This is a genomic window from Leptolyngbya sp. 7M, assembly GCF_018128485.1.
This window is the reverse complement of record NZ_CP070897.1, coordinates 4515478-4536401: the sequence shown is the minus strand read 5'-3', so window position 1 is coordinate 4536401 and position 20924 is coordinate 4515478. Positions and strand designations below refer to the sequence as shown.

The window sequence follows — 20924 nt, the reverse complement described above, 5'->3', positions numbered from 1 at the left end:
CAGTACTTGCTCATCTTTCAGTCAGAACATCGTGGTTATGGAGATTGATTTACCGTAGATGCCGTTGCCCTGTCCCGAGAGAGGGATCAGCGGATTCGTATTACTAGAGAGCTGGCTTAGGACCGTAAAGAAGAAATTCTCCAGCAGCGTCTGAGGTGATTGGTTGAGAAACTTCGAGAGATCGCCCAACACGTAAGGCTGACCTGATGATTGACCCGATGATTGCAATAACCCCATATCCACCAGCAGTATCCCAGGAGTTTCGTTGGAGGTACCAATCTTCTGAGTCAGAAAATTGATCACCTCCTGGGATGCCAGAACCGCGTCAATCCAGTCTTTAGGCAAGCCAAGTCCAGGAAGGCTGTTCAGCAGCTCTTGGATTGTTGTAAAGGGGCCGGTGTTGGGCGGCTGCACGTCCAGGAAACTGATCTGGAACGAGGAGCCGGTGCCCGCAAACAGCACCTTGCCCAGGAATTGCAGTCCATCAAAACTGACGGTGCCGCTAGTAAATTTGTTCTGCGTGTTTTTTAGGTCTACTCCAATTTCTAGCGGATAATTCGGTTGCCCCGTAATCACCGGATTGCCGCTAACTGGCAATGCAAACAAAGGTATATAAACATGAAATTTAATTGTGATATTACCATCAACGTAGGGATACATTATACCGACTCCGACTGTGGAGCTGGTACCACTACCATCTGGAGGCAATACCCCATAACAGTAGGTGGGTTTACCCTGTTGCGTAATGGCATACCAAGATCGACCATCTGCCGGAGGATTCTGCATCGGATTGCCCAGCAGATCTTGAAACAGCGTCAAGAGGTTTGCCCGCTCATTCGGAATATTTTTCAGCGCGGGAACTGGATTCTCAAACCAATCGAGATCGAGGAAATAATTAGTCTGATTCTGCTGAATTACGCCAATAATAATACCCAGTTGAAGCACAACGGGATGAATATCCTGAATCTCAATCGGTAACAAATTAGGCATAATACTCTCCAAATAAACCGTTCATCATCTTGGTTGCACAGCAATAGTGACAGCACTCAATCCACCGCAGACCAGCACTTCTGGGAAAGAGAAATCAATTGACGGTTTAAGGAACTCTTTAAGAAACTCTGCTTGAAGCGAAACTGAATCCGGCGCGACAATCGCGTGGACTACTTGTGGTGTCATTTCAGGTATAGGACACAAACGCCAATCGAACGCTAATTAATCGCCAAAATATCGCCAACCGGATGATCAACTTGGCAACCAATAGAATAGTTCACATTGGGAATGGCATCGTTTCTCTATTGCCCTTTCCAAATATGATGTGCCCAGAGTTGATTGTCGCTAGAAACCGTTTGATACATTAGCTCCCAGGAATAGTGCAGATTTTCCCCAGTTTTGCCTTCGTCATAGCCGTCTGCGGTCCATTCTCCGTTGGGGTCATTTACCCAAACCCCTGTCTCGTCGTATCCCCGCAGTAAAATCACATGACCTGATCGGGTCAACTGCGTATGCACCACAACCGGCAGTCCGCTGGCCAACCAGGTTTTAATCGCATCCCAATTGCTGTTGTAGCTAAAATCATCTTTACAGCCGTAGGCTGCTACCACTTTGGCTAAATCAAGCGGCGAGTGCCGGTCTAATCCATGCTGATCGCAATAGGCATCTAATTCATCGGGATAGCGCATATCCGGATGACGTTGAGGCACCCCCAGATAGGCTAAATCCATTGCCAGCGCTGTGACATTGCAGGAACCTCCCGGTGCTTCTTTGTTGTCATTTTGGTCATAGTAGTCATAGTGCGGAATCGGCAAGTTAACCGAACTGGGGGTTAAATCCAGGGGTTTACCATCTTGCAGAATTTCTACATCCGGTCTAAAGACGTACCAAGTGTTGTGCCCTTGATAGGACAACTGCTGGTCCTGAGCGTCCGTTCCCAGGGAAACCTTGAGATGATCGCCGACAATTTCGTAGCTAGAGATGGGTAATAAAGTTCCGGCTGAAATGGCTTGCTTTTGGTCATCGGCTAAGGCTGAGCTTTGAGCAGTAGACAGTTTCAGCCAAGTATCACGATCGATTTTTAGCGTGTAGGTCATGAGCAAAACCCTGATTGGGTAAATTCTTGTAGGGCTGGCGATCGGGGCTGAGGAACCCTAGCTGATAGGCTTCTACTCGCTTGGCCTGCTCCGACTGTTCTTGGCTGAAGGCTTGGTCTAACCCCGTGAAGCCAAACAGCAACCGGGTCAAGATCTCTAAGCCAATTGGGATTCCCACAATCGGTATGAGGTAAAAATACCAAGGACGGCGACGGGGTTTCCGCTTCCAGCTCCGACGGCTGCGCTTATACATGGGCAACGGTTTCAGTGACGACACGGCAATAGGTTTCGAGTTTCAATTAACAACAAAATGCAACGCAGAACACAAAGTGTAGATGCAAGACTGGGCCAGAGCCAATCGTGTGTTGCTCGTGTAATTGGCTACTGATTCAGCCAGTGGGTAGTGGTTGGATAGATTTCTAGTTGAATTCTGGGTCGATGCTATTGGGGCCAAGGGTTTAGCTGAATTTGTTCTCGTGAATTTGTTTGGCTCAATGCAGCTTTAACGTCGTCGAAATTTATTGTGCAAATTTACTGGTCTTGGGTTAGATGCAGTCGATTGGTCCAAGTGGATCGCAGTGGATGGATTGTAGTTAGTGGCCCAGAGTTAGTGGTTCAGAGTTAGTGGTTCAGGGTTAGTGGTTCAGGGTTAACAATCGCTCCAGCAGTTGACGAAAATCTGCAGCAATTGGCTCCCAATTCTGGGCCGTTAGCAGGGGAACATGGACAAAGAGACCGTTTTGGTAGGGAGCACAACTTTTCAAATAATCTAGCATTGCATGGTACAAGCTATTACAAACAAATCGTCCAGCATCATAGCTGATCACGGTGTGATTTAAACCAAATGTGAGCTGTTTCAAATCAAGCTTGGTAGCCAAAACGACATTGCTGACAACAGCCTGAGCTTCGACATTCAGTTGAGATCGAGCCTCAGCCATACCACAGCAAACTAGTAAATCGGGTTGAGTTTGTTCCAGTTTGGCGATGATTATATCCCTAGCCACCGGCAGGTTGACGGGTAAGTATCTCAAGCAATAAAGTGACCGAGACAACGTAGGAATTTGGGTGATTTCTGCGAGGAGCTGATCAGAAGAGTTACCTCGATGATGAGCTTTCCAGGGCGCGAAAGAAGTCAATAAAATTCGTCTAGCCACGATGTTTGATCTAGTCAACAGCTCAGATTAAAAAACATTAAATCATCGAAATGAATCATCCCACGGCTATTCCTATCGTTGATTTCGCTCCGTTTTTGACCCAGGATCCTGAGGCCAAAAGGCTTGTTGCCCAGCAGATCAAACAAGCCTGCCAAACCTACGGTTTTTTTTACGTGACAGGATATCGCTTAGCGGCGGCCCAAATCGAACAAACCTTCGCGGAAGCAAAATCTTTCTTTGCCCTACCCACGGCGGTCAAGCAGCAAGTGCTGCGGTCGCCTCAAACTAACTGTGGCTATGTGCCCTTAGCGGCAGAACGCCTGAATCCAGATCGAGCATGGGACTTAAAGGAAGCGTTTAATGTCGGTCTGCAAACGGACTGGCCGTCCGGGCTAAAGCAGTTTCGGCGGGTGGTTGAGCAGTTTTACCAAGATTGCATTACCGAAGCGGCGCTACCTCTCCTAGAAGCCATCGCCTTGGCGCTGCATCTGCCAGAATCGTTTCTGGTCGAACGCCACGGCCAAAATTTCTTTTTGCGCCTGCTCCATTATCCGGCTTGGCCCCATCCTGACAACACTAATCAACTCCGGGCTGGAGAGCACACTGATTACGGCACAATCACGCTGCTGTTCCAGGAGCATGGAGCCACAGATGGGCTAGAAATTCGCTCTCTTCAGGGGGACTGGTTGCCTGTACCTGTCTTGAAGCAGGCTATTGTGGTCAATAGCGGTGATGCTCTGCAACGCTGGACCAATGATGACTGGCACTCGACGCCGCATCGGGTTGTGCTGCCTCAGGGAGTCGCGCTAGGACGCTCGCGCTATTCGATGGCGCTGTTTTGCGACCCAAATCCAGAGGTGGAAATCGCCTGCCTCGATACTTGCCGAGACCAGTGCCCCAGCTCGAAGCCGAAACCAATCAAATTTTGGGCCGCTTGAGCGCCAATCAACTTCATGTCCAGTTTGTCACTCAGCGATCCAGCCGCAAAACCAATCTGGCCGCCACCAAAATGATTGATACGCTAGATATTTTGATTAGCGATGTGCAGGGCACCCGTCCCTACGAAACCTATTCTGGCGGAGAAGCCTTTCGGGTCAATTTTGCGATCCGGCTAGCTCTAGCGCGATTGCTAGCTCAGCGGTCTGGCATGGCCCTACAGCTATTGATCATTGACGAGGGCTTTGGTACTCAGGATGACGCCGGCTGCGACCGCCTGATTGGGGCGATTAATACGATTGCGGCGGATTTTGCCTGTATCCTCACCGTTACCCACATTCCCCATCTCAAAGAAGCCTTTCAAACCCGGATCGAAGTTTGTAAGACCGAGCAGGGGTCTCAGTTGAGGTTGACGGCTTAGTTAGAAGTCAGAAGGTATGTTAGGTTTGATTGATCTGGCGTCGGTTCGGTAGGGGCGAAGCATTTGCTCCTAAATCTGTCTAATTGCGCTCTAGATTACTTGGCAAATGCTTCGCCCTTACTTCAATAGCAGGAGTCATGAGCATTTGCTCCTAAATCTGTCTAATTGCGCTCTAGATTACTTGGCAAATGCTGAGTGCAAAGCACCGCTGCGCGACCGCCCTTACTTCAATAGCAGGAGTCATGAGCATTTGCTCCTAAATCTGTCTGGTTGCGCTCTAGATTAGTTGGCAAATGCATGCGTGTAAAGTGATCAACGCCACCTAAAATTGCTGGACTAATGTACTCTAGATGCGGAATAGAAACGCTGCTGAATTCTCCGTAAAAATCTGTAGAGCACTAGACAAATTGCAAAACTTTCCGGAACAACTCCCGTCCGAAGTGCGTTAAGTTTACTAGACTGGTAGCTTGAGTGCTGCAACTTACTCGATCAAGTTGGGCAGTCTACATAGGGGATTCCACAGTGGATTCAATCGGTATTCATGAGGCTTGAGACTGTGAAACACAGAAGACATCGATCGTTTAGTGAAGCAACGAATGAACCAAACTGGCCACGCAAACATGCTGCTGTAGCGCTAACGGTTCAACCTGCTTCTGCTCTAGCAAAGCCCGTACTGGCAAAAACGAGCCAGCTATCCCAACTACCACCCTCCCCCTCAGCGGTAGCGTTGCAATGGCTTGCTTCGGGTAAAAACCTGGATTTTTGCTTGTTAGCCTTCTGTTCCTGCGTGCTGGCGATCCTTTGTCATCAGACCGTTCACTTGCCAACCTCGCTGTCAGCTCCCTCTTCGCAGTTAGCGGCTTCTTCTAGAGTTCTGCCTGCCGATCTGGACTTTACCGTAAAAGCAGGATTGTTTACCTCTTCGCAGTCGCGTTCCGATCAAGACGAAGAGGCGGCAGAATAGAAGCGAAATAATTAGGGTACAAACTTGGATTTGGCCTGTACCCGATGGAGTCAATTTCTCTGACTGACTATATGACGATTTGCAGCGTTTGCTGAGTAGAGTGCTTGCGTTAGGGTTAACTTCTAGAGCCGATTTTGAACGGTACGTGACAACTAGCGCAGGAAGCTGCTAATCAGCCAGAGGACAAAGAACGTAACGAGCGCTGCAAACGAATTCAAGTTCAACGAAATTTGCTGTAGTTGCGGAAGGAGGAATTGTCCAATCTGTAGACCCAACACAACCCCAACGATCAAGCCGATCAGCGTCAGCAGAAATGCCCGACCAAACTTGTGCTCTTTGCGATTGAGGAAATAGAGGCTAACGCCTACCCCCAACGCTAACGCTAAAGGCGGAGCACTCAAGCTCAGTAGCCCGGTACCCACAAAAATTGCTGCAGGCCAGAGAACATCAGCTCGGCTGGGAGTATCAATCAAGCGCTGGAGCCAGTCTGGAGTCTGTTTTGGCGGAGTGGGAGCAAATTCGGGCGGTGGCTCAACCAACCGTTCCGGGAAGCGAATCCGATCGGGAACTTTGATTTTGCCTTCTTGCCGTAACCGCAGCCGGTCCATCAACTCACATTTTTTACCGATGTCGTTCTGGTATCCGACACCGAACAGTTGGTATTTCGCTCGTGGGGCAGATCACGCACCTATGCGCTTGCGTGTAACTTCTCCATCAGGTTTGCGCGTTGTTTCGACGGGCAGCGAAAGCTCCGGCGTATTTGACCAAAAGCTTCTTGTCCAGCCATTCTTTGCTGCAGGAAAATGGCAGGAAGAGAATGCAGCAGGAGTTTCAGTCCTCGCACCGGTTGGAACTGATGCAGAGGGCAAGAAGCGAGCGTCTGAATTGGCTCAGTTGGCGGCTGATGCTGTCGCCTTCTATTCTGAGATGTTCGGTTCGAAACCTAACACACCGCTTCGGATCGTAACAGTTGGACGTGGCTCCGGTTACCACTCCGGTGGAACGATGCTGATCGATTCCTCTACACTTGCGAGACCGAAGATCGATTCCTTGACAGCGATGAACATCGCGGAGGGGGTTGCAAAGCTTTGGATCGGTGATTCGGTGAATGTAAGCGGTGATGGTTATGGCGTCGTACGCGAGGGCCTGCCGCGCCATTTTGCGAATCAGTTCATCGAGCATAAATTCGGGCGCGACATCGCGGATATGGAGCGGACACGCCAGCGAATCGCCTATTCGGCAGTTTCCAGGCGCGACGAACCATTAAATTTGGTCGCTCCGCTCGATGATTACTACTTTGCCGCAGTTGCCAATAAAGGAGCGATGGTCTGGCGATTGCTTCAGCGAAAGGTAGGACAGCGCGAATTCTTGAACGCGTTAAAGGAGTCAATGCGTTCGGGTTCGGTAACTTTAGCGGATCTCAGGGCTGCGTTTCCCGGACAAAAGGAATTTCTCGATAAAATGCTTGACGAGCGTACCGAGGGGAATCTGCTCGTCGGACTGCCGCGGCAAGCGGACGGGCAATATTCGGTTGCGGTGAGGAACACCGGTTCCGGAGATGTTACCGTTGATGTTCGGGCTTTCCTTGCAAATGGCGAAACGATGTCAGCACCGGTTACGATCCGAGCGACGAGTTTTGGAGAAGTGAACTTCCGTACTACATCCCGCATTGAGCGGGTAGAGATAGATCCTGAGAAGCTGTATCCACAAATAGATTATTCGGATGATATCGCTCCGCGTGAGACCACGGACAGCGATCTGCTTCTTGCCGTGAAGCGAGATTTCGACAGGCAGGCATTTGCGGAAGCTGAAAAGACAGCCCGAACAGTACTACGATGGGAGCCGCGTTTTGATGACGTGCGGGTTTTGCTGGCAAGGTCCCTTCTTGCCCAGAATCGGCTCCTTGATGCGGAGCGCGAATTCAATTCAGTATTGGCCGAAAAACTGCCGGGGGCACGCAGTATGGCTTGGGCGGCTGCCGGATTGGCTGACGTGCTTTCGCGAACTGGCAGAAATGACGAGGCGTTACGATATGTCTCGGACGCTATCCGTGCCGAGGGCGAATACGGAGCTAGCTTGCTGGCACGAAATGTTCGAAATCGTTTGAACCGTCCGTTTGCGGGAGAAGATAGTATACGTGCATACTTCACCCAATTTGACCGGGCAGCTATCTCGAACCGCAAGGCCGAAATAGATGCACTTATACTTTCGGGTGAGATCGCAAGATTTGCCAGCGGCATTTCCGGCAATGCAGTTGAGTGGAAGTCTGACCTAAAACACGCAGATGTTTTGGACGCGGATACGGTGCTTGTGGAAGCGGCGATGTCAGTGCGACTCTTGAACCGGGAAATAGAGACCGGAATGGCAGTTTATAGGCTTGTGCGTACCGGCGGCGGGTGGCGAATGAGCGCAGTAGAGATATTCGAGGTCCGCTGAACTTAGTCTTTTATCGAAAATATGAACCTAGGGCCACGACTTGCCCGCATTCGTTTGCTTTTGATGGATTGCGATGGCGTACTTACCGACGGTCGTCTTTATTACTCGGCAAACGGTGAAGCCTTCAAGGTTTTCAATGTTCGCGACGGACAAGGAATTGCGGAATGGCATCGCCGAGGTTTCCTTTCAGGTATTGTGACCGGCAGAGGAAAGGACCAAATCGAGTTCTGGCGGCAGAGGAATCTGGCGGGGATGCGCTTCAAAATACTCGAATCGAACCAAGTTGGCTGTCATCGTACCCAGACCGACTCCGGTTGCGGCCTGTAGCCGCTGATCTTGAAACCAACGACCAAACAGCAAATCGCCGTTGCAATAAAGGCTAAACTCCTGGCCATCATCGAGAACTTGCACTGAGTAATGGCCGTTGGGCTGGAGTGTCCATTCTGAACTAACTGCGATGATCTCCTCCATACCTGCTTTGCAAAGCCGGAGTTGAACGCCCTCAGCACTGAGATGTAGATTCCAGAAGTGGGCTTCATCCTGAAACCGCCAGATTAGAGAAACCGGGACCACCGTTGCAGCTGTTGTCAGCAGTATGTGAACCAGTCCCGATGGTGCGCCAGGGTCCAGCACTGCCCAGCCGGGAGTTGGGAATTGGGTTCCGACTGGCGTTCGCTCAGCATTTCCTAGATGGACGATCCAGGTTCCTCCCACCTCAGCCTGGGACTGCTGAAGTGGCCCCCCGCCCCGCAGAGAATCCGCAGCGTGAGCTGTGCCATACCAGGTAGCAAAGCGCGGCAGCAGTTCTACATGAATTCCATAGACACGGGTATCAACCATAAAACCGATCTGCCCCAGGACACTTTGATAAACAGCCGCATAGATGGTTTTATCTTGGTTGAAAGCATCAATTGCAATCGGGCGAATGAACGGATAGGGAACGAAACCATGCGCTTGAGGCACAGAGGCGGCGTAATAGACTGCGCCTTGCTCCCGCAGCATCAGAATATAGTAGGTCTGCAGATTTTGTAATCCCTGAATGGCAGGCTGCCATTGCTTGCCAATCCGCGTTCGCAGTTCACCGTTGTTGCCTCCCAGCGCATGCACAATAAATGCATTGCCTTGAGTGAGCGGATCTGGCGGCACTGCACTAGGAAACCATCCGACAGCTAAATTTTCATTCAGTTCTGGAGGCTGAAACCGCTCTGGTGTGTTGGCAGCCCAGTATTGCAGTTTGCGCATAATCGCGAAGGGTTGCTCGCTTCCTAACCAGCGCACAAATCGCCGCAGCAAACGCCACCGGACTCGCCCAGTCTCTGGTAACCCCAAAGCCCAGCTCAGAGCACGAATTTTCAATGTTTGCAGAATGCTGCCCGACTGAGAGGTATTGTGCCCGTTGAGCAGAAACACGGCTAGAGTTAGTCCATTCTGGCGATTATAGGGACCATAGGCGATGCCTTGTCTAGCCCAACCCGGTTTGACCAATGGCCTCATCCGCAGCGCATTGTGATCGATCGCCATCTGGTGCTCCACATCCATGCCTTGACGCAGGCTGCCGCTGGGCGTTCTGCTACCAATGACTCGCCCCTGAGCAATATCAGTTGTAAAGGAGTCTAAGGTTTTGCTGGGTTTGAGTTGGGAATGCATTGAGGAATTAGGAGTCAGAAGTCAGGAGTCAGAAGTCAGGAGTCAGAAGTTAGAAGTCAGAAGTTAGAAGTCAGGAGTCAGGAGTTAAAAACCATCTCGGCTTCTAGCTGCCGTGTTTGCGGTTGAATCGGATAGTTGTTTACTGGCTGTGGCTGGGTTAACTTTGACTGGATGGAAGAATTCATAGTTTTGAAAAAAGCAGTTGAGAAATTCGCCGTTTGATAAATCACCTAAGGTGAGCCACTGGGAATTGGCGAGCAGGGGCTGCATCTGCGATCGGTGCTGACTCAGGGCTTTTTGTTTTAGCTCGAGAATCTCCCGAATCTCAACTGCACATCTCAACTCACGAATTAAGCGCCAGCCCAATCCTGAACGGATACCGGTGCCTAACTTAGCCCAAAAGCTCTGATTACTCAAAATCATATTTGTCCAAGGATATTGGTCCCACAGCCAAATTGGGTATTCGTAGACGGTTACGGGTAGATTAATTTGCCGAATGGCTTCCCAAACAATGTGATTGGTGACAGCATGATCCGCAGGCGGCTCTTGGTGATGGGGCACAAAAATTTCTTCCGGCTGATGCGTTGTCAAAATGGCAATAACGGTTTGCCACTGCTCCCCTGACCCTGTCCCAAGTGCTGCCACGCCTGCGGACTTGGCCTACCTGATCTACACCTCTGGCTCCACAGGAGTGCCCAAGGGCGTCGCCATCGAGCACCGCAACACGGTGGCCTTGCTGCACTGGGCACAGAACACCTTCAGCTTTGAGCAACTGGCAGCCGTGCTAGCTTCGACGTCGCTCTGCTTTGACCTCTCGGTGTTCGAGCTATTGGCTCCCTTGAGCAGCGGCGGCACAGTCGTCTTGACTGACTCGGCTCTGCATCTGCCCCAGCTTCCGCATCTGCATCACCTGACGCTGCTCAACACCGTGCCCTCGGTAGCCCACGCCCTGCTCCAGCTTCAGGCACTGCCCCCCAACCTGACCACACTCACCCTGGCCGGAGAAGCCCTCAGTGCGGCCCTCGTCGAGCAGGTCTATGCTCACTCCTCAGTCACCCACCTCTACAACCTCTACGGTCCTTCCGAAGACACCACCTACTCCACGGCCTACCGCATCCCGCTGCCGCCCTCTGGTGCTACCCCTCCTCCGATTGGCAGGCCGATTGCCAACCGCCAAGTCTATCTGCTCGATGCCCAGCTTCAACCGGTACCGCTGGGAGTGGTCGGTGAGATCTACCTAGCAGGCGCGGGGGTAGCGCGGGGCTACTGGAAGCGAGCGGCGATGACGGCCGAGCGGTTTGTGCCTAATCCGTTTGGAGTGGGAACGCGGCTGTATCGAACTGGGGACCGAGGGCGGTATCGAGCGGATGGTTGCATTGAGTATCTAGGGCGAGTGGACCAGCAGGTGAAGCTACGGGGCTTTCGCATCGAGCTAGGCGAAATCGAAACCCTCCTGGCTCAGCATCCTCAGGTGCGCGAAGCAGTCGTGACGGTTCAGGCAGACCAATTGGTTGCCTATTGGGTAACAGCGAATCGGAACAGTGCCAATGCCGATCCGGTGACAGAACTACGGCAATTTATCTCTGCCCGCCTGCCCGCCTACATGGTTCCAGCAGTCTGGATTGCCCTGCCCGAACTGCCCCGTCTACCCAACGGCAAACTGAATCGCTCAGCCTTGCCCCAGCCAACGGCTCAATCGGCTCAATCTAAAACACCCCCCGCCACTGCCATCGAACAAACGATCGCGGCGATCTGGCAGACCGAACTGCAAATAGATGCGATTGGCCGCGACGATAATTTCTTTGAGTTGGGCGGTCACTCTCTCCTGGCGATGACCGTAGTAGCCCGCATCAGTGAAGCGCTAGGAATCGAACTTCCCCTGCGGACTCTGTTTCAATCGCCCACCGTTGCCGAACTCGCCGCTAAAATCTCTGTCGGTATTTCCGCCAATATTTTGAATGATATTTCTATTGATACTTCCACTAGTGTTTCCACTCGTATCTCCCAGCCGCTGTTTCCGACTTTAACACCGAATCCCGATCAGCGCCACCAGCCCTTCCCCCTCACCGAGATTCAGCAAGCCTACTGGATTGGCCGCCACGCTGCGTTTGAGCTAGGCAATGTATCCACCCACGGCTACCGCGAGATTGAAGTAGTTGGGCTGACTGTGGCTCAAGTAGAGCAAGCCATGCAGCGATTGATCAACCGTCACGAGATGCTGCGCGTCATTGTTCAGCCCGACGGTCAGCAGCGGATTTTAGCTGAAGTGCCGCCCTACCGCATCAACACCCTCGATCTGCGGGGCTGCAACACTACAGAAACCACTGCCCGCTTGACCGAACTGCGCAATCAGCTCTCCCATCAGGTTTTACCCACCGATACCTATCCACTGTTTGACATCCAGGCTGTTCTTTTAGATCAGAACAAAATTCGTTTTTGCATCAGCTTCGACGTTCTAATTGGCGATGCCTGGAGCTTTCAACTTTTGGGGCAAGAATTAGCGCAGATACTGCAACATCCCGAACGAGCATTGCCGCCGCTCAGCCTCTCTTTCCGAGACTATGTGCTGGCAGAGCGCTCCTGGCGCACCTCAGAAGTTTATCAACGTTCACTCGACTATTGGCAGCAGCGTTTAGCCAATTTACCACCTATGATTGAGTGCTTAGAAAACAGAATGTTTTATTTTTAATTCATTTTTAATTTAATTCATGTTTGATCATGTATAAGACTGGATGAATTTACTCTACTGCCTAGGGCACCTCTCTTGAGTTAGGAGAATGGGATCTAAACAAAAACTCAAAATACTCATCTCAAACCCACTTCAAACAAAGCTTAAGAAATTGTTTAATCGCTTAAATTGAACAAAATAAAGAAATGTTCTTATTTATAACTGTGGAGATGGTGCTCACTCACCCAAATTGAGATAGCACGTTGTCTAGTCAGATTCGCCTAATCCGTTGGTTCCCTGCTCGGTTCATTGCTCAAAGTTTGCTGACTGCGGAAATGCAGAAAAGGGGGCTAGGAGGGCTTGTGTATACACCGCTGCGTGAACAAACTCAAGTCTAGGGATCAAACAAATTCGCTTTCGATCTACTCAACCTAGCGTTGGGGGCTGTTTTGCTGGCCTTGTCAATCTTTTCGATCACGTCAATTTCATTGCTCAACCTTGTAATTCACCGTGTAATTCTATGGCGCACAGTATTACAAACCGTTGTATCCAATGTGGTGATTGCATTCCCCAGTGCCCTAAAGGCGCTATCAAATCGGCAGGTGAAGACCTGTGGATTGATCCAATGTTGTGCGATGACTGTAAAGATGATGCGGCTGAGCCACAATGCGTCAGTATTTGTCCGATTGACCGCCCCCCCGTGCCGCTACAGGCCAAGAAAGGACGCTGCAAAACTACGGCCACCACCTTGCCTAGCCCCAGCCTGTTTGCCAACGGCAAAAGTAATCCGTTTGCCTCTGCGATTGTGGTATGGGAAGCATGTAACGTGCTAGCTCAAGGTCAATCCCTGTCGTGGAAGCCGGATTCAGATGGCAAGCTGTGCTACGAGCGGCAGGTGAATGGTGGCCGGGGGGCAATTGCGTTTCGCCTCACCCAACCCCTCGACGCAGAGGATTCCCTGCCGTTTGACAGTGCTACGGCTGAAGCTGACCTTGCCGCTTGGGATGTCCGTGTTGCGTGTTTGCATCTAATTTATGCTGCCCATGCCACTGCGCTGGAGCAACCCTGGCAGCAGGACTTTGTGATTAGCGACCGCCAGATTGAAGAGTACCTGGGCTTAGAGAAGCGCAAAGACCTCAGCAAACTCGCTAAGTTGACCCTGATCAAACACCTGGTCGAACAGCCCTGCAAACTTCAGCTTGACATTCACTGGTCGCAACAGGGTCGAGTGCGAGGGTTCTCGCTGCATCAGAGCCGTCTCTGGCATTTACTAGAAATTCAGCATTATTTTCAGGAAGATGACCTGGGTTGTAAACACTTAACGGGATTCACCTTCCGCATCAAAGCGGGCGCTTGGGCCAAACACTTTCTCAACCGGCAGGCCGCCAGAGAAGGGATCGCCTTCTATCAGTATGGCAGTCTGCCAAAATCCCTACTACGCACGGTTACAAGCATTTGGCAACAGCACGAAGGAGCGGCACGGATGATGCTCTGGCTGCTATTCAAAGCGAAGTTAGGCAACGAGCAGCGCCTGACAGTGCCTACCCTAATGCGGATTGCCTACGGAGAAACCAAACTGTTACAGGCTGCCAGCCAACGAGAAGAACGCAAACGCCTGCTGCGCTCGTTTGAAAGCGATCTGGAGGTGCTGCATCAATATGGCCTTAAACCTCTGTTCGATCCCCACACCTATCCACCCGATATTCAACCTCTTTGGGTCCGACTAGCCGAGTTACCCGACGATGCTGAAGCCGCTCTAGAGTTTTGGATCAATGACGGCAGCCGCGAGAACCGCCTCACCGATGCTGCTCCACGGGACAAATGGCACCGGCTGATGCAGGCGCGGTTACTCTCGTTTGAATTACCAGACGGGTGGGACGTGCAAGCATCTCAAGCTACGAAGCGCAAATTACGACAGTCACAGCGAAAGCAGGTCGCTCATCCCCGCTCTACCCTTTCGGCTCAGCAGATCGCGGCTGCTAGAAAAACGCTGCAACTGAGCCAGCGAGAGTTAGCCAACCATGATGCTAGAGCACGGTATCTACCTTGCCCCCTCCCAGTTTGAGGCTGGCTTCACCTCCCTCGCCCACACCGACGAGGACATCGACCGCACCCTAGAAGCGGCCAGAGCCGTGATGGCGAACCTTTAAGCTCAAAGGCTAAACATCAACGAAAACAATGTGAACGATGTCCTCTCTCAAGTGAGGACATTTTTTGTTTTGAGGATTCTCAGATTTGGCTCTTTTCAGATTTGGCTCTTTAAAGGAGTATCGGCTCACTTGTACTAATTTTGGGCTGTACTCGTGAGTTCGGATCCATCCATCACCGCGTCGGTCACTTGGCTGATGAGTCACTTGGCTAATGAGTCACTTGGCTAATGAGGATATGTGACTCAAAGAACCAATAATAAGCAGTGTAAATCTCACAGTATCAACGTGGTTCAAGGCCAAATTACTGGTTTTGCCTAAACTCTCTAACTGCTTGAGGTCGGGACTCAATCGCTGCGCACTGAGCCAGTCGTTCAAGATTGATACCCTTAACGAATTGACTTTTGTTTGCTTTTTGGTAGTTCGTTAGAACTAATTGATAGACACTGATCTCACCGTCTTCCCAAAACCAGACCTCTTGAACTCCTAACGCCTTGTATCGCTTAAGTTTGTCGGGTCCACCGCTGGTGATGACAACTTCTATTGCCAAGTCTGGAATTGATTTCCTTACACCAAAACAATAGGACTCATCTGCTTGAGCCGAAGCTACCGCTTCCTTTTCTTGAGAGAACGAACCCGTGGCAACAAACTCCATTCCCTGATTGAGCATGAAATCTTCGAGTAAGTAACCAATATTGCCTTTCACAATTTCATGTTCTGGTGAAGTAGACAAAATCTCTAGCTCTCCCTCGTAGTAGAACAGGCGAACTCCAGGTGAGCCAGCGAAACCACTTTGAATCGCCTTAAAACTCTTCCAACTCACACCAGTTTGGATAAATCGCTGTTCAGCGGGTTTGCCTAGAAGCTGGGTCATCATGGTTGCCCTCTGCTGCAATCGTCTGCCTATGATCCACGATACGATACACTCAATTTAACTGTCACACTTATCTGTCACACCATACCTGTCACACCATACCTGTCACACCATACCTGTGAACGACCCCGTTCACCTGCCGCTAGCAGCTTTACTCCTTCTGTAATGCTGTCACTCCTGACAGGTGAATTGTTATTTTGGCTGACCACTTCCAGAGTTGAAAGACCGCCCTGACTTCTACTCTCAAAAACGAGATCTGGCCAACTCAAAACGACTATTTCCAGAATATGCAGCGATCCCCTCTCATACGTTGCAAGACGTTGTGCAGCGGGTAGACACGACGTTTGAGCGCTGGGTAAAAGGGGACTGCAACGGCAAGCGTAGCGGCAAGCCAAGCTTCAAAGGTGTAGGGCGTTACCGCTCGCTTTCATTTCCCGATCCTGTAAAACGGGAATATATTCACGGTCGGTTTGTTCAGCTCCCCAAACTTGGCAAACTGAAACTGATTATGCATCGACCGATCCCAGATGGTTTTGCGATCAAGACGGCTGCAATCACCAAAAAAGCAGATGGCTACTACATCACGCTATCGCTGCAAGATGGTTCTGTCCCCGAACTCACTCCAGGGTTGCCGACAATAGAGAATACAATCGGCATCGATATGGGACTGAAATCGTTTCTAACGGATAGTGATGGCAAAGAGGTTGTAATTCCTCAACAAAGCTTCTGGAGTCCGATCCAATAGGAGGACTGTGAAGGAAGAAGCCCGCGCTCTATCCGTAGGATGAGCGTCGGGAGTATGTCACTTCTAGGCCTTGAGCCTTCAGTTGATTTCTGTCGAACTTCAACGCCAATTCAACTCAAAACTTAGAACTCAAAACGTTTATTTAACATCCACATCCCGTATGTCCACAGCCATGCTGACCGTTCTGATGGCCGTCGGCACAGGCTTGACTGCAATAGTATTTGCCTTCTTTTTCTACAGCCTGGTCCACGGAAACGACGCAAAGGCAAGGCTCACAGGCGCATTTCATTTGAGTAACGGTCAACACTCAGCGAGGCAGGTGAGATAAAATCAAACACAGCCTTGCTTCCTGCTGGTACCAGGAAGTCAGGTTAGCTGGTCTCGAGTGGTCCCAACACTCTGGATCAGCGCCCTGCCTTAAGCCGAAACACTGGTAGATCTAGGGCGAGAAAAACCAGTATCGGACAGGATAAAGCATAACTGAGCAGAAGGCAAGCGTATGCCAGCAGTTTGTCAAGATTTTGTTATGTTTGCTTTTGGCTTTTAGATTGATAGATTGTTTGTGCGCTTGCGAATAGGTATGGCACTTACAACGGCAGAGCATTTTCTCCTATATGCTTATGGCGAATCGACCGATTTGATACAACTTCTGCTTCTCTCTACAAAATTTTTTGCAGTTTTTGCAGTATGGTAATGATTTGATAAACATTGGTAGAAAAATGATCTAGATCATTAAATCCCTACCGGATGATTCCATATTGTTGCGAATATTGATAAAAAATAGGCGAGAGCAAAGCTGTTTTGCAACAGCGTCAGGGTGTTCAAGTTTGTTCGAATTGATTGTCGTTCGTTATTGTTTTGCGTTGCTGAGTCGTACCTGAATTCAGCAAGGGCCAAGGTTTGAATAGGGTGGTCACTGGATTCGCTGCTCTGTAGGTGCCTTCTACTAGGTTTGTTGAACCATCTTGTTCTCTTGGAGGCGATTTTGAATCACGATTTGAATAGCATTGCTCCCCACGGCGGCACTCTAATTAACCGCATTTGCACCCCGGAACAAAAGGCTCAATTTCTGGAGCAGGCCGATCATTTGCCACGCATCTGTCTGAATCAGCGCGCCCTTTCCGATTTGGAATTGATTGCGATTGGTGGCTTTAGTCCGCTCACCGGGTTTATGGGTGAGGCAGATTATCAGCGTGTGGTTGATGAAATGCATTTGGCTAATGGGTTGCCTTGGTCGATTCCGATTACTCTCTCGGTCAATGCGGAACAGGCGGCTCGCCTCAAGGAAGGAGCGTGGATTCGGTTAGATGATCCGAATGGCCGGTTTGTGGGCGTGTTGCAACTGACTCAGAAATACGTCTGTGACAAAGAACACGAAGCTCAGCAAGTTTATCGCACAACTGATGAGAAGCATCCGGGCGTTAAGGTAGTCTACAGCCAAGGTGATGTTAATTTAGCAGGCGATGTCTGGCTACTAGAGCGCCGTCCCCATCCCAACTTTCCTGCCTACCAAATTGACCCGGCTGAGTCCCGTGCTTTGTTCCGTCAAAAAGGTTGGCAAACGGTTGTCGGCTTCCAAACGCGCAATCCGATTCACCGAGCGCATGAGTACATCATCAAGTGTGCCCTAGAAACCGTAGATGGATTGTTTCTGCATCCCTTAGTAGGCGCAACCAAGGAAGATGATATCCCGGCTGATGTGCGGATGCGCTGCTATGAGATTCTGCTAGAAAAATACTTTCCGCTGGACCGCGTGATTCTGGCCATTAACCCAGCAGCGATGCGCTATGCCGGACCGCGAGAGGCCATTTTCCATGCCTTGGTGCGCAAAAACTATGGCTGTACTCATTTCATTGTTGGACGCGATCACGCGGGCGTTGGCGACTACTATGGCACCTATGATGCCCAATATATCTTTGATGAATTTGCACCCGGTGAATTGGGTATTCAACCCATGAAGTTTGAACATGCCTTTTACTGTCGGCGGACTCAGCAAATGGCAACCAGCAAAACGAGTTCGAGTACACCAGAAGAACGGATTCATCTATCAGGTACAAAAGTACGAGAGATGTTACGCCGAGGTGAGCTACCGCCGCCCGAATTCTCCCGTCCTGAGGTGGCGGCTGAGCTGGCTAGGGCAATGCAAATTCCAGTTGGTGTTTGAACTCAACCGAAAGCAGTTGAAAGTCCCCCTGATGTTGACGCAGTTTGCCCGTAGGGCATAGGGGGAGCAGCAATCATTCGTAATTAATACAGCAATGGAGCAAATCATGCAGCATCGTGGAGTTACCGTTTGGTTTACTGGATTGAGTGGAGCCGGAAAAACCACCATTACTCAAGCCGTCTTTGGAGGGTATATCTTCATTGCTTCTCCGAACTCGGTTACGCCTTACCACATTGACTCCGAGGTGAATTTCCTATTTCAGATTCATGGTGATAAAGATGTCAGCCTTTTTGACGCAGGCGATCGCTCGATTTTAACCGCCGAGGAGATTGAACAACTCTACATGGGGAATGTGGGAGCAGCAACCTATCGAGAAGAAAATCAGGCAAAGGCAAAGGTTTATCATCTAACTGGCGGAAAAGGAGTTCATCAACCAACATTAGCTCCACACTGGGTAAGAACTGGAAATAATTTTTCGATCGCACTAAGTGTACTCATGTATTTAGAAGAGTCTATTACACAAGCAAACATCTACCAATTCAATCACTACTTACGTAAATTGGGCTTCAAGCCAACTGAACCAGGGAATTCAATGCTTTTAGATAAGATCAAATCTACCTCAATGGCATTGATCGCAAAGCGGAATCCTCAAAACAAATCAGAGGTTGTGCGTTCAGGCATAACGCGAATCAACAATATTATTAATGGAATTGTAAGAATAGTCGGAAAATAAATTGCTGAAAACGCGAGATATTTAACTCTGCTAAGAACTACCAAAAAGTAGACAAGTTTATTTAGGGGGAAATTGGATGAAAGTTGGTGGAACTGTTATTCGTGGGCAAAAAAGCGGGCAAAATCTGAAGCAAAGTCTCCGAGATTTGGTTCTAAATATTCCGCTTTTATCAGATTTGTACCTGTACTACTGGGTATTTCCGAGAAGCTGTGCAGAGTATCGGGGTAAATTTTCATCCTTTTCAGCAGCACTTAAATCAATACCTCAGAAAGTGTCTAACAGCTACAATCAGGCTGAATTTTATAGATCTCATCCTACTTTGAGTATTGAAGAAATTAATAAATTTCAACCTATAGACTATCCTGTCCTTGTTTGGCTAAGAGAAGCATTCTCAGATAACTCTACTGTATTTGACTTGGGTGGAAATACAGGTTACAGCTATTATGCCTATCAAAAATATATTTCTTATCCCTCATCACTCAATTGGAAGATTTGCGATCTTCCAGAAGCAGTCAATGCTGGGAATGAAATTCTAAAACGATTTCCTAGTCCAGGCTTATCTTACACAGTTAACATCTCTGATGCAGAGGGCTGCGACATTTTCCTGACTTGTGGAACCCTCCAGTATCTGGAATTTCCCCTGTCAGAACTCCTTCAACAATTGTCTACTAAGCCTCGTCATCTCATTATCCATCATGTTCCATTTCATTCTGGGAAAGAGTATTTTACATTGCAGAATCTTCTATCTTCCTATGTTCCTTATAAGATTCAGAATCGTGCCGAGTTTCTAGCTTCTTTGATTAATTTGGGCTACGAACTTGTTGATAGTTGGGAGATCGATCGCACCTGTCGCATTCCTTTCCATCCAGAATGTTTTGTTGATGCCTATCATGGTTTTTATCTGCGTTTAAGAGGAACCACAAAACCCTTTTCAGCTAATTGCTCTGCCTCTCAGTCCCACTCTGTCGAACAAGCTTACTCAGTCACTTAGTAGATACCAACTCGGGTGAGTAGACAGGGTGCAAACATTAAAAAGGATGTTTTAAGAAGTAAGGATATATGGATATATGGATATGGCTTCTCCCCTAGATTCACCTCGCACTTTAACAGCAGTTGATTTTGATCCATTTGCTGATGGAGATTTGCTGTTAACAGCACCAGCAATGGAGGCACAAAAAGAGATCTGGGCGTCAGTTCGGCTAGGGAAAGATGCTAATTGCGCTTACAACGAATCCCAAACCTTGAAGCTACAAGGGCGTCTGGACATTAAAGCATTGCGGACTGCGTTACAAGCACTGGTCAATCGTCATGAAGCCCTGCGAACCACTATCAGCCCCGATGGAAGTACTCTATGTATTGCTGACTTGTTGACATTGGAACTGCCTTTAACTGATCTGTCTGAACTCAATGGTCCAGAGCAAGCCAGTAAAATTGCCAATTTGAAACGGTATGCCGTTGAGCAACCCTTTGATTTGGAACATGGTCCCCTATTTCGTGCTGCGCGGCCATTACCAAACGCTGGGCTACGAAATTTCCCGTTCCGATCAGTTGCGGTCTCTGCCCGGTGGCGAATGGTTTGAGCAGCAGTTCAAGGCCGGACAGTTCTATGTGGTCTTGGAAGCACCCGCCACAGAAACCACTCCGCCGAAACCTTGGCAGCCCGTCCGCATTAGCCCCACTCGTCCTACAAATCTGGCCGCAAATCAGGTGGCGATTCAGGGCCGCACGAACCGCTATGGACAAATCAGCTACGGCCTCGAAACCTACTACATGCCAGAAGCCCAGCGCAACGCACTCAACACCGACATCAGCCAAACTCAGGACCGACAGGCATTTGTGGTGGAGGTGAAGGTAGATGGCAGCGGTAATGCGGTACCGATTAGCCTCTGGGTCAAGGATCGCAATTATCGGTTTTAGGGGATTGGTTGAACGCTTGGCCAGCGGCTAT

23 protein-coding genes are annotated in these 20924 nt (G+C 49.7%); 13 read left to right on the top strand and 10 right to left on the bottom strand.

Annotated features, from left to right (window positions below):
- Positions 1-21: 21 nt before the first annotated feature.
- The 4 genes from JVX88_RS23250 to JVX88_RS23235 form a co-directional block, all read right to left on the bottom strand.
- Positions 22-990 carry a hypothetical protein gene (locus JVX88_RS23250; protein ID WP_211620648.1) on the bottom strand — a complete coding sequence of 323 codons (969 nt, stop codon included), beginning with the start codon at positions 988-990 and terminating at the stop codon, positions 22-24.
- Between the two features lie 302 nt (positions 991-1292).
- On the bottom strand, positions 1293-2087 hold the full coding sequence (locus JVX88_RS23245) for a C39 family peptidase (RefSeq protein WP_211620646.1): 795 nt from the start codon (positions 2085-2087) through the stop codon (positions 1293-1295).
- Positions 2059-2364 carry a hypothetical protein gene (locus JVX88_RS23240; RefSeq protein ID WP_211620645.1) on the bottom strand — a complete coding sequence of 102 codons (306 nt, stop codon included), beginning with the start codon at positions 2362-2364 and terminating at the stop codon, positions 2059-2061. Before JVX88_RS23240 ends, JVX88_RS23245 begins: the two co-directional genes overlap by 29 nt.
- 358 nt (positions 2365-2722) lie before the next feature.
- Positions 2723-3091 carry a peptidase C15 gene (locus JVX88_RS23235; RefSeq protein ID WP_225931149.1) on the bottom strand — a complete coding sequence of 123 codons (369 nt, stop codon included), beginning with the start codon at positions 3089-3091 and terminating at the stop codon, positions 2723-2725.
- Between the two features lie 200 nt (positions 3092-3291).
- Here JVX88_RS23235 and JVX88_RS23230 point away from each other — a divergent pair, with 200 nt between their 5' ends.
- The 3 genes from JVX88_RS23230 (at position 3292) to JVX88_RS23220 (ending at position 5562) form a co-directional block, all read left to right on the top strand.
- The gene (locus tag JVX88_RS23230) at positions 3292-4179 is read left to right on the top strand and encodes an isopenicillin N synthase family dioxygenase (protein ID WP_211620641.1); all 888 of its coding nucleotides are present in this window, start codon (positions 3292-3294) and stop codon (positions 4177-4179) included.
- Positions 4134-4598 carry an SbcC/MukB-like Walker B domain-containing protein gene (locus JVX88_RS23225; RefSeq protein WP_317134413.1) on the top strand — a complete coding sequence of 155 codons (465 nt, stop codon included), beginning with the start codon at positions 4134-4136 and terminating at the stop codon, positions 4596-4598. Before JVX88_RS23230 ends, JVX88_RS23225 begins: the two co-directional genes overlap by 46 nt.
- Before the next feature lie 556 nt (positions 4599-5154).
- A complete protein-coding gene (locus JVX88_RS23220; protein ID WP_211620639.1) occupies positions 5155-5562 on the top strand; it encodes a hypothetical protein in 408 nt (135 codons plus the stop codon).
- 152 nt (positions 5563-5714) lie between these two features.
- On the opposite strand, the gene JVX88_RS23215 is transcribed toward JVX88_RS23220, so the two are convergent.
- Complete coding sequence (locus JVX88_RS23215; RefSeq protein ID WP_211620637.1) at positions 5715-6170, bottom strand: CPP1-like family protein; 456 nt, start codon at positions 6168-6170, stop codon at positions 5715-5717.
- Positions 6171-6189: 19 nt separating this feature from the next.
- Between JVX88_RS23215 and JVX88_RS23210 the strand changes: the two genes are divergently transcribed.
- Positions 6190-7998: a hypothetical protein gene (locus tag JVX88_RS23210; RefSeq protein WP_211620635.1), complete on the top strand. Its 1809-nt coding sequence runs from the start codon at positions 6190-6192 to the stop codon at positions 7996-7998.
- A 27-nt stretch (positions 7999-8025) separates the two neighbouring features.
- Here JVX88_RS23210 and JVX88_RS23205 read toward each other — a convergent pair whose 3' ends face one another.
- From JVX88_RS23205 to JVX88_RS23195, 3 genes are all read right to left on the bottom strand, one after another.
- Positions 8026-8169, bottom strand: coding sequence for a hypothetical protein (locus JVX88_RS23205; protein ID WP_211620633.1), 144 nt, complete (start codon positions 8167-8169; stop codon positions 8026-8028).
- A gap of 15 nt (positions 8170-8184) precedes the next feature.
- A complete protein-coding gene (locus JVX88_RS23200; protein ID WP_211620631.1) occupies positions 8185-9645 on the bottom strand; it encodes a hypothetical protein in 1461 nt (486 codons plus the stop codon).
- An 84-nt stretch (positions 9646-9729) separates the two neighbouring features.
- Complete coding sequence (locus JVX88_RS23195) at positions 9730-10236, bottom strand: PIG-L deacetylase family protein (protein ID WP_211620629.1); 507 nt, start codon at positions 10234-10236, stop codon at positions 9730-9732.
- A gap of 1 nt (position 10237) precedes the next feature.
- Between JVX88_RS23195 and JVX88_RS23190 the strand changes: the two genes are divergently transcribed.
- The 3 genes from JVX88_RS23190 (at position 10238) to JVX88_RS40955 (ending at position 14463) form a co-directional block, all read left to right on the top strand.
- Positions 10238-12334, top strand: coding sequence for a non-ribosomal peptide synthetase (locus tag JVX88_RS23190; protein WP_211620628.1), 2097 nt, complete (start codon positions 10238-10240; stop codon positions 12332-12334).
- Positions 12335-12833: 499 nt separating this feature from the next.
- Positions 12834-14378, top strand: a complete 1545-nt coding sequence (locus tag JVX88_RS23185) for a 4Fe-4S binding protein (RefSeq protein ID WP_211620626.1) — start codon at positions 12834-12836, stop codon at positions 14376-14378.
- The gene (locus JVX88_RS40955; protein WP_263975699.1) at positions 14335-14463 is read left to right on the top strand and encodes a hypothetical protein; all 129 of its coding nucleotides are present in this window, start codon (positions 14335-14337) and stop codon (positions 14461-14463) included. The genes JVX88_RS23185 and JVX88_RS40955 overlap by 44 nt, the downstream gene beginning before the upstream one ends.
- Positions 14464-14764: 301 nt before the next feature.
- Here the strand turns inward: JVX88_RS40955 and JVX88_RS23180 are convergent, their stop codons facing one another.
- Entirely contained in the window at positions 14765-15337 is a 573-nt protein-coding gene (locus tag JVX88_RS23180; protein ID WP_211620624.1) for a Uma2 family endonuclease, read from the bottom strand.
- A gap of 214 nt (positions 15338-15551) precedes the next feature.
- On the opposite strand from JVX88_RS23180, the gene JVX88_RS23175 reads away from it, so the two are divergent.
- The gene (locus JVX88_RS23175) at positions 15552-16079 is read left to right on the top strand and encodes an RNA-guided endonuclease InsQ/TnpB family protein (protein WP_211620622.1); all 528 of its coding nucleotides are present in this window, start codon (positions 15552-15554) and stop codon (positions 16077-16079) included.
- 142 nt (positions 16080-16221) lie between these two features.
- Here JVX88_RS23175 and JVX88_RS23170 read toward each other — a convergent pair whose 3' ends face one another.
- A complete protein-coding gene (locus JVX88_RS23170; RefSeq protein WP_263975220.1) occupies positions 16222-16368 on the bottom strand; it encodes a metallothionein in 147 nt (48 codons plus the stop codon).
- Positions 16369-17064: 696 nt separating this feature from the next.
- On the opposite strand from JVX88_RS23170, the gene sat reads away from it, so the two are divergent.
- The 5 genes from sat to JVX88_RS23145 all read left to right on the top strand — a co-directional run bounded on the left by sat (position 17065) and on the right by JVX88_RS23145 (position 20893).
- Entirely contained in the window at positions 17065-18243 is a 1179-nt protein-coding gene (gene sat, locus JVX88_RS23165; RefSeq protein ID WP_211620618.1) for a sulfate adenylyltransferase, read from the top strand.
- A gap of 106 nt (positions 18244-18349) precedes the next feature.
- Complete coding sequence (locus JVX88_RS38915) at positions 18350-18976, top strand: lysine-specific demethylase (RefSeq protein WP_225931148.1); 627 nt, start codon at positions 18350-18352, stop codon at positions 18974-18976.
- 76 nt (positions 18977-19052) lie between these two features.
- Positions 19053-19967 (top strand): methyltransferase, TIGR04325 family, encoded by a 915-nt coding sequence (locus JVX88_RS23155; RefSeq protein ID WP_211620616.1) that lies wholly within the window; start codon positions 19053-19055, stop codon positions 19965-19967.
- A 76-nt stretch (positions 19968-20043) separates the two neighbouring features.
- Positions 20044-20556, top strand: coding sequence for a condensation domain-containing protein (locus JVX88_RS44325; protein ID WP_315875298.1), 513 nt, complete (start codon positions 20044-20046; stop codon positions 20554-20556).
- Positions 20456-20893 carry a GDYXXLXY domain-containing protein gene (locus JVX88_RS23145; RefSeq protein WP_211620612.1) on the top strand — a complete coding sequence of 146 codons (438 nt, stop codon included), beginning with the start codon at positions 20456-20458 and terminating at the stop codon, positions 20891-20893. The genes JVX88_RS44325 and JVX88_RS23145 overlap by 101 nt, the downstream gene beginning before the upstream one ends.
- Positions 20894-20924: the final 31 nt, after the last annotated feature.

What these genes read in the sequence shown, in the direction of transcription:
- JVX88_RS23145 (WP_211620612.1), top strand. Translation starts at nt 20,456, where the DNA reads ATGGTCCCCTATTTCGTGCTGCGCGGCCATTACCAAACGCTGGGCTAC.
- JVX88_RS23155 (WP_211620616.1), top strand. Translation starts at nt 19,053, where the DNA reads ATGAAAGTTGGTGGAACTGTTATTCGTGGGCAAAAAAGCGGGCAAAAT.
- JVX88_RS44325 (WP_315875298.1), top strand. Translation starts at nt 20,044, where the DNA reads ATGGATATGGCTTCTCCCCTAGATTCACCTCGCACTTTAACAGCAGTT.
- JVX88_RS23230 (WP_211620641.1), top strand. Translation starts at nt 3,292, where the DNA reads ATGAATCATCCCACGGCTATTCCTATCGTTGATTTCGCTCCGTTTTTG.
- JVX88_RS23245 (WP_211620646.1), bottom strand. Translation starts at nt 2,087, where the DNA reads ATGACCTACACGCTAAAAATCGATCGTGATACTTGGCTGAAACTGTCT.
- JVX88_RS23205 (WP_211620633.1), bottom strand. Translation starts at nt 8,169, where the DNA reads ATGCCATTCCGCAATTCCTTGTCCGTCGCGAACATTGAAAACCTTGAA.
- JVX88_RS23215 (WP_211620637.1), bottom strand. Translation starts at nt 6,170, where the DNA reads ATGGACCGGCTGCGGTTACGGCAAGAAGGCAAAATCAAAGTTCCCGAT.
- JVX88_RS23250 (WP_211620648.1), bottom strand. Translation starts at nt 990, where the DNA reads ATGCCTAATTTGTTACCGATTGAGATTCAGGATATTCATCCCGTTGTG.
- JVX88_RS23190 (WP_211620628.1), top strand. Translation starts at nt 10,238, where the DNA reads ATGGCAATAACGGTTTGCCACTGCTCCCCTGACCCTGTCCCAAGTGCT.
- JVX88_RS38915 (WP_225931148.1), top strand. Translation starts at nt 18,350, where the DNA reads ATGCAGCATCGTGGAGTTACCGTTTGGTTTACTGGATTGAGTGGAGCC.
- JVX88_RS23210 (WP_211620635.1), top strand. Translation starts at nt 6,190, where the DNA reads ATGTCGTTCTGGTATCCGACACCGAACAGTTGGTATTTCGCTCGTGGG.
- JVX88_RS40955 (WP_263975699.1), top strand. Translation starts at nt 14,335, where the DNA reads ATGATGCTAGAGCACGGTATCTACCTTGCCCCCTCCCAGTTTGAGGCT.
- JVX88_RS23180 (WP_211620624.1), bottom strand. Translation starts at nt 15,337, where the DNA reads ATGATGACCCAGCTTCTAGGCAAACCCGCTGAACAGCGATTTATCCAA.
- JVX88_RS23185 (WP_211620626.1), top strand. Translation starts at nt 12,834, where the DNA reads ATGGCGCACAGTATTACAAACCGTTGTATCCAATGTGGTGATTGCATT.
- JVX88_RS23200 (WP_211620631.1), bottom strand. Translation starts at nt 9,645, where the DNA reads ATGCATTCCCAACTCAAACCCAGCAAAACCTTAGACTCCTTTACAACT.
- JVX88_RS23170 (WP_263975220.1), bottom strand. Translation starts at nt 16,368, where the DNA reads ATGAAATGCGCCTGTGAGCCTTGCCTTTGCGTCGTTTCCGTGGACCAG.